This window comes from Mycobacterium sp. TH-M11 (assembly GCF_057473725.1).
Genome location: NZ_JBYCLD010000474.1, coordinates 1 through 7,316 on the forward strand (window position 1 = coordinate 1; position 7,316 = coordinate 7,316).

A 7,316-nucleotide genomic window follows, 5' to 3' on the forward strand; every position below is an offset into this window, starting at 1 on the left:
CGCCACAACAGGTACAAGGCAAGCGCACCCCAGGCGGCCAGCTGCACGACGACGGTCGCGTCGAGGCCGAGATCGATCAGGTCGACGTAGGACCGCTTGGGGTTGAGCGGGATCTTCTGGCTGCTCAGGCCGCGCAGTACCGCATCGGCGAGCTGCAGGGCTGCGGTGACGGCGCTGAGTCCGAACGTCACACCGAGCACGATGGCGACCTCGACGCGCAGTGGTCGGCGTTCGCTGTCGCTGAGGGGCGCAACCACCCCGACACGGTAACCGGCCGCGGCCGGGGGCTCAGTGCTGGCGCGCTCGCAATCCGTTGGCGAACGGGCAGCCCATCAGTAGCCGGATTGCCTTGCCGAGCCCGACCACGTCGTCAACCGGGGCGCGAAACGGCAGCCGAATGTCGCGGTCGCCCTCGGTGCCTTCCACCCGTAGCCGCACGCCATAGCGGTCGACCCCGAGCGGGCGTACCTGTCCGTCGCGACGCAGCCGGGGCGGCAGCCGGGAGGCCAGCCGCGCGATCACGTCGCGGTGTGCCGCGTCCAGGTGCCGGATCCAGTAGGACTCGACCGCGCAGAACGGATCCGGCCGGGCAGCCAGTAGCGCCGCCACGTCGACGGCCTCGGCGCCGGTGGCGTCGGTGACGACCACCGATTCGATCTCCAGGCGGGCCAGCAGGTACTGCGCGTCACTGTCGGGGATGGGGTGCGACGCCGGGGTGCGAACCTGCAGCAGAGCGGGGTGGGGGTGCTCGGCAGCGATCACGTCGAGCATCGCGTGCACCCGCGGCGGCGGAACCTCCTGCAGCCGGCCGCGGATCCAGACCAGCGATCGGATCGGTTCGCGCAGCGGTAACGGCGCGTAATCGGCGAGCTCGAGTACGGCCTGCTCGCCGTCGGCAACGCACTCGACCGGCATACCGACGGCAAACGAACCGTCGGCGAGCAGATGATGCAGAGGCGTGGTGAGCGGCTCGGCGCCGGCTACTGCGAGTAGCGCGCCACCGGCGCGGGCGCAGGTGCTGCGGATCCGCTCGGCCGTCGTGGGAGCCGGGCCGTGAGCGAGCGTCATGGGGACCGTCCTGGCTAGATGGAGTTAGGTAAGCCTTACTTAACTCACATCGATCGGGCCGCGCAAGTCCTACGACCCGATAAGGTTGGGGGTCGTGGCCAGCATCGCGTATCTCGGTCCGGCGGGGACCTTCACCGAAGCGGCGCTGTTGCAGATGACCGAAGCCGGATTGGTGCCGCCGTGTCCGGCGGGTGCTTGGCAGTTGATGCCGGTGGACAGCACAATCGCCGCGCTCGACGCGGTGCGCGACGGTGCGGCTCACTTCGCCTGCGTGCCGATCGAGAACTCGATCGACGGTTCGATCATGCCGACTTTGGACAGCTTGGCGATCGGCACGCCGCTGCAGGTATTCGCCGAGCTCACGCTCGACGTGGCGTTCAGCATCGCCGTCCAGTCCGGCCGCACCGCCGAAGACGTCCGCACGCTGGCCGCTTTCCCGGTGGCTGTCGCGCAGGTGCGGCAGTGGCTGGCGGCGAATCTACCGGCGGCCGAACTACGTCCGGCGATCTCCAATGCCGATGCGGCACAGCAAGTCGCCGACGGGTTGGTCGACGCCGCGGTGAGCTCTCCGCTGGCTGTCGCGCACCGAAACCTGTCCACGCTGGCCGAGGGCGTGGTCGACGAAGCCAACGCGCGCACCAGATTCGTCATGGTCGGCCGGCCCGGCCCGCCGCCCGCGCGAACCGGCGCCGACCGGACGTCGGTGGTGTTGCGGATCGCCAACGCACCCAGCGCGCTGGTGTCGGCGCTCAGCGAGTTCGGGATTCGCGGGATCGACCTGACCCGTATCGAATCCCGGCCCACCCGAACGGAATTGGGTACCTACGTATTTTTCGTGGACTGCGTCGGCCATATCGACGATGACGCCGTCGCGGAGGCGCTCAAGGCGTTGCATCTGCGGTGTACCGACGTTCGGTACCTGGGTTCATGGCCGACCGGCGGGATTGCTGGCGCACCGCCGCCGCAGTTGGGCGAGGCCGCGCGCTGGCTGGACGCGCTGCGCAACGGCGGGGCGGCGCGGTGAGTGGTCGGCTGGTGCTGGTGCGGCACGGGCAGTCCTTCGGCAACGTCGACAAACGCCTGGACACCCGCCCGCCCGGCGCGGAGCTGACGCCGTTAGGGCGCGAGCAGGCGCGCGATTTCGCGAAGACGCTGACGGCGTCGCCCGGGCTGCTGCTGCACTCGGTCGCGACGCGGGCGCGGCAGACCGCGAGCCAGATCGGCGGCGTGGTCGACGTGCTGGCGCGGCAGGTGACCGGAATCCACGAGGTTCAGGCCGGCGACCTGGAAAACCGCAACGACGATGCCGCTGTCGACGAGTTCCATGCCGTCTATCAGCGCTGGCTCGAAGGCGAGCGGGACGTGTCGATGCCCGGCGGGGAGAACGCCAACCAGGTGCTGGCTCGCTACCTGCCGGTTCTGGCCGAGTTACGCGCCCGCTATCTCGACGATGACAGCTGGACCGACGACATCGTCGTCGTCAGCCACGGGGCGGCGATCCGGCTGACCGCGGCGGTATTGGCTGACGTGCCAAGCAGTTTCGCGCTCGACCATCACCTGGACAACACCGAGTGCGTTGTTCTGGCGCCCGACGGGGACCAGCGGTGGCGGTGCGCGCAGTGGGGAACGCTGACGCCGCCGTTCCACCCTGAGCCCCCCGCCACTCCGATGGCCGACGCGGTGGAGTCTGCCGCCGACCCGATGGGCTGACGGCTCAGATTGCCAACGCCGAGGGCGCCTCGGCACAGGCGATGCGCGCGCACTCGCAGCCGACCGCGTCGCAGTCGACCACGAACGCGTGCGGCATAAGCTCCGGGCTGGTGCAGCCCTCCTCGGTGCACTCCGACCTGTGCAGCCAATGGTGGATGAGCGTGCCGTGACAGTGCTCCAGACCCGCCCGGCAGTCGCGGCAGTCGTTACTCATGGGCTGTTTGTAGCACCGATCGCCGACAGGTCAGCCACGCCGCGCCCGGCAGTCGCGCCGAGATCGACGTTTTGGCGGCCTGCTAGTCGAATGTTGCCGCCAAAACGTCGATCTCGACGCGGGAAAGCCCAGCGTGGATCTAAGCCCAGCCCAGATCGTGCAGCCGCTCGTCGTCGATACCGAAGTGGTGGGCGATCTCGTGGATCACGGTGATCTTCACTTCTTCGACAACCTGCTCGTCGTCCTCGCAGACCTCCAGCAGCGCGTCGCGGAAAATCGTGATGGTGTCCGGCAGCGACCCGCCGTAGTGCGAGTCGCGTTCGGTGAGCGCCACACCCTCATAGAGCCCGAGAAGCTCGTCGTCCTCGGGGTGGCGATCGGCGACCAGAATCACCAAGTTGTTCATCGTGGCGGCGAGCTTCGGCGGGATCAGATCGAGTGCGTCGGCCACCAACTCCTCGAACCGTTGCGGATCCATCCGAACCGCCACGCGGCTATGGACCCGGCGGCGGAGGCGCGGGCGCGGGTTCCGGTGGGGGCGCAGCACCCGGTGGGGGCACCTCGGGAGCCGGGGCCTGGGGTGGCGGTGCTGCGGGTGCTGGTGGTGGTGCTGCGGGGGCCGGGAGCGGCGCAGCGGGTGCGGGTGCGGGCGCCTGGCCGGGCAGGTGCTGGTTACCCTGGCGCTGGCTGCTCGATCCCGAGGAACCGCTAGACCCGTTCGATCGGGTCGACGAGGCGCCGCCGCTGGGCTCGGGCGGCCCAGTCGGGATCGGCGGCAGGTTCAGCCGCTCCTGTGGAATGTCCGGCGGCGGAACCGGGGACTGGCCGTTGATCTTCAGCGCGCCCTTGGCGCTGCCCAGCAGCGTCGCCCAGCCGCCGTTGCCCAACGTCGCCCCGATGCTGCAGGCCACCTCGCGGCTGCCGGCCGACCAGCTCGGCAACGACAGCGTGCTGTAAATCAGCGTCAACGTGGTGCTGCGCAACTGCACCGGTGCGAGGTAGGCGTCGGTCAGCTTGGTGCACGACTCCTTGATGAACGCGTCCTGCTCGGGTTCCGGAGGCAGTCCTTCAGGGAACCGCGCGAGCAGATTCACCGTGCCGGTGACCTCCATCGCGTGCGGCGCGACGCAGTCGACCGGGATGTCAGTGGGCTGGTTGGTGGCAGGGTCGATGCCCAGGCAGGTGCCGTCCGGCCAGACCTTGGACTGGTCGACGTCGGCGACCTTGCCCTGGTAGGCGATCTGCTGGTTGCCCGCCGCCGGCAATTGCAGGCCGCACAGCATCCGTCGCTCGCCGAACTGCCGCCACGCCTTGTCGCCCGACCACAGCATGCTGATGACGAACTTGCTGTTCGGGTCGAATTTGGGGCCCAGGTAACGGCGTACCGACGACTCGCACTGTTCCTGGCTGATCTGCTCGATTCGGGTGGCCGTGGGCGGCGGCGCGGACGGGGCGTACTCCGAGCCCGGGAAGGTGCGCATGTCGATCGACTCCGAGACTTCGAAGCGGTGCGCGTCCTTGCAGTCGACGACGGTGGCGGCCTCCGGCATCCGGTCGGGCCACATCAGGCAGTTGCCACCGGCCGCGCGGTTGAACGCGTCGTTGCCTTTTGCGCCGGTCGGCGGGAGCGGGTCGATGTAGCCGGCCAGCCGGCCGGGGCCGGGGCCGATCGGCAAGGCGGTGACCAGTCCGGCGATCAGCAAACCGCCCAGCGCGGTGAGCAGCAGCGCCCGCCGGGTCGCCGAGGCCTGCAGCGTCCCGTTCGGGACCCTCGGCCACTCGATGCGCGGCAGCCGACGACCAGCAACCTCGGGACCCGACGCCTGGTCGGCGTCGCGGTCGTTGCGTTCGGATTGGTGCCACATCGCCTCCATTCTGACAGGCGAACCTCGTCAAGTGACCGCTGTTACACAAGTGAAATGCTTGCCGTGGATGCCTGGCTACCAAGTAGGGTTCTAGCCCGTGATCGACCTGAAACTGCTCCGGGACAACCCCGACGCCGTACGCGAGTCGCAGACCAAGCGGGGCGAGGACCCGACGCTGGTCGACACGCTGCTGGCTGCCGACGCGGCGCGCCGGACCGCGATCGCGATCGCCGACTCGCTGCGCGCCGATCAGAAGGCGGCCAGCAAGAAGGTCGGCGGCGCATCGCCCGACGAGCGACCCGCGCTACTGCAGCAGGCCAAGGACCTGGCCGAGCAGGTCAAGACCGCCGAGACGCGACAAGCCGAGGCGGAAACGGCGTTCATCGGTGCGCACATGGCGATCTCCAACGTGATCATCGACGGGGTGCCGGCCGGCGGGGAGGACGACTTCGCCGTGCTCGACGTCGTCGGTGAACCGGCAGCCATCGACAACCCCAAGGATCACCTCGAACTCGGCGAGGCGCTGGGGCTGCTCGACATGGAACGCGGCGCCAAGGTGTCCGGGTCGCGGTTCTACTTCCTGACCGGCCAGGGCGCGCTGCTGCAACTGGGCCTGCTGAACATGGCGATCCGGCTGGCCGCCGACAACGGCTTCACCCCGATCATCCCGCCGGTGCTGGTGCGCCCCGAGGTGATGTCGGGAACGGGGTTCCTCGGCGCACATGCCGACGAGGTGTACCGAGTCGAGGCCGACGACCTATATCTCGTCGGGACCTCCGAGGTGCCGCTGGCCGGCTACCACTCGAACGAGATCCTCGACCTCTCCGACGGGCCGCAGCGCTACGCCGGCTGGTCGTCGTGTTTTCGCCGCGAAGCCGGCAGTTACGGCAAAGACACCCGCGGCATCATCCGGGTGCACCAGTTCGACAAGGTTGAGGCGTTCGTCTACTGCAACCCGGCCGACGCAGAGGCCGAACACGAGCGGCTGTTGGGTTGGCAGCGCGAGATGCTGGCCCGCATCGAGGTGCCGTATCGGGTGATCGATGTCGCCGCGGGCGACCTCGGCTCATCGGCGGCGCGCAAGTTCGACTGCGAGGCGTGGGTGCCCACCCAGCAGGCCTACCGGGAGCTGACTTCAACGTCGAACTGCACCACCTTTCAGGCCCGCCGGCTGGCGACGCGCTACCGCGACGACACCGGCAAGCCGCAGATCGCGGCGACGCTCAACGGCACGCTGGCCACCACCCGCTGGCTGGTGGCCATCCTGGAGAACCACCAGCAGCCGGACGGCAGCGTGCGGGTCCCCGCCGCGCTGGTGCCCTTCGTCGGCGCCGAGGTGCTGGAACCGCGTCACCGATGACCGCCATCGGAACCCCACTGTCGCCAACCGCGACCAAGGTCATGGTGCTGGGCTCCGGTGAACTCGGCCGCGAGGTGGTCATCGCGCTGCAGCGCCTCGGTGTCGAGACCATCGCCGTCGACCGCTACGACAACGCGCCGGCCCAGCAGGTCGCACACCATGCACGGACGATCACGATGTCGGATCCGGATCAGCTCAAGGCCCTGATCGCGGAGGATAAGCCCGACGTGGTCGTTCCAGAAATCGAGGCCATCGCCACCGGGGCGCTCGAAGAACTGGAGGCGGCCGGCGCGGTGCGGGTGATCCCCACCGCCCGGGCCGCGCGCCTGACGATGGACCGCGAGGGCATCCGGCGCCTGGCCGCTGAAACACTGGGCCTTCCCACCAGCCCATACCGGTTCTGTGACTCGCTGACCGAATTGCAGGCAGCCGCGGACGTGATCGGCTACCCCTGCATCGTCAAACCGGTGATGAGCAGCTCAGGCAAGGGGCAGAGCAAGGTCGAGGGCCCCGACGATGTCGAGGCGGCCTGGGCACATGCGATGGCCGGTGGGCGCGTCAGCCACGGCCGCGTCATCGTCGAGGGATTTGTCGACTTCGATTATGAGATAACGCTATTGACTATCCGTGCGCGCGGCGACGACGGTGAGGTCGGCACCCGCTTTTGCGCACCGATCGGCCACAAACAGGTCGACGGCGATTATGTCGAGAGCTGGCAGCCGCATCCGATGCCCGCCGCCGCGCTCGCCGACGCGCAGCGAATCGCCGACACCGTCACTGAAAACCTCGGCGGGCAAGGGATTTTCGGAGTCGAGCTGTTCGTCAAGGGTGACCACGTCTGGTTCAGCGAGGTCAGCCCGCGCCCGCACGACACCGGAATGGTCACGATGATCACCCAGTGGCAGAACGAATTCGAGCTGCATGCTCGGGCCATCCTCGGGCTTCCGGTCGACACCACGTGTAAGACCCCAGGTGCCAGCGCGGTGATCTACGGCGGCGTGGACGCCGCGGGCATCGTCTTCGACGGGGTGGACGACGCGCTCCGGGTGCCGCGGACCGATCTGCGTCTGTTCGGAAAGCCAGAAAGCTTCGTCACGCG

The 7,316-nt window shown here is 68.8% G+C and carries 8 protein-coding genes and 1 pseudogene; 4 read left to right on the plus strand and 5 right to left on the minus strand.

Annotation, left to right across the window (positions count from 1 at the left end; all coding sequences use genetic code 11):
• Together AC2VOG_RS18290 and AC2VOG_RS18295 are read right to left on the minus strand one after the other, a co-directional pair.
• Positions 1-257 (minus strand): annotated as a pseudogene (locus AC2VOG_RS18290) (CPBP family intramembrane glutamate endopeptidase); the annotation flags it as partial.
• Between the two features lie 31 nt (positions 258-288).
• Positions 289-1,068: a DUF2470 domain-containing protein gene (locus AC2VOG_RS18295; protein WP_486941253.1), complete on the minus strand. Its 780-nt coding sequence runs from the start codon at positions 1,066-1,068 to the stop codon at positions 289-291.
• 94 nt (positions 1,069-1,162) lie between these two features.
• On the opposite strand from AC2VOG_RS18295, the gene pheA reads away from it, so the two are divergent.
• Both pheA and AC2VOG_RS18305 read left to right on the plus strand, forming a co-directional pair.
• On the plus strand, positions 1,163-2,092 hold the full coding sequence (gene pheA, locus AC2VOG_RS18300) for a prephenate dehydratase (RefSeq protein ID WP_486941254.1): 930 nt from the start codon (positions 1,163-1,165) through the stop codon (positions 2,090-2,092).
• Positions 2,089-2,778 (plus strand): histidine phosphatase family protein, encoded by a 690-nt coding sequence (locus AC2VOG_RS18305; protein ID WP_486941255.1) that lies wholly within the window; start codon positions 2,089-2,091, stop codon positions 2,776-2,778. The genes pheA and AC2VOG_RS18305 overlap by 4 nt, the downstream gene beginning before the upstream one ends.
• A gap of 4 nt (positions 2,779-2,782) precedes the next feature.
• Here the strand turns inward: AC2VOG_RS18305 and AC2VOG_RS18310 are convergent, their stop codons facing one another.
• The 3 genes from AC2VOG_RS18310 to AC2VOG_RS18320 form a co-directional block, all read right to left on the minus strand.
• On the minus strand, positions 2,783-2,992 hold the full coding sequence (locus AC2VOG_RS18310; RefSeq protein ID WP_486941256.1) for a hypothetical protein: 210 nt from the start codon (positions 2,990-2,992) through the stop codon (positions 2,783-2,785).
• Positions 2,993-3,131: 139 nt separating this feature from the next.
• A complete protein-coding gene (locus AC2VOG_RS18315) occupies positions 3,132-3,482 on the minus strand; it encodes a metallopeptidase family protein (protein ID WP_486941257.1) in 351 nt (116 codons plus the stop codon).
• A gap of 4 nt (positions 3,483-3,486) precedes the next feature.
• On the minus strand, positions 3,487-4,866 hold the full coding sequence (locus tag AC2VOG_RS18320; RefSeq protein WP_486941258.1) for a septum formation family protein: 1,380 nt from the start codon (positions 4,864-4,866) through the stop codon (positions 3,487-3,489).
• Between the two features lie 88 nt (positions 4,867-4,954).
• On the opposite strand from AC2VOG_RS18320, the gene serS reads away from it, so the two are divergent.
• Positions 4,955-6,217 (plus strand): serine--tRNA ligase, encoded by a 1,263-nt coding sequence (gene serS / locus AC2VOG_RS18325; protein WP_486941259.1) that lies wholly within the window; start codon positions 4,955-4,957, stop codon positions 6,215-6,217.
• A partial coding sequence (gene purT, locus AC2VOG_RS18330; protein WP_486941260.1) for a formate-dependent phosphoribosylglycinamide formyltransferase occupies positions 6,214-7,316 on the plus strand: 1,103 nt, incomplete at its 3' end. The genes serS and purT, both read left to right, overlap by 4 nt.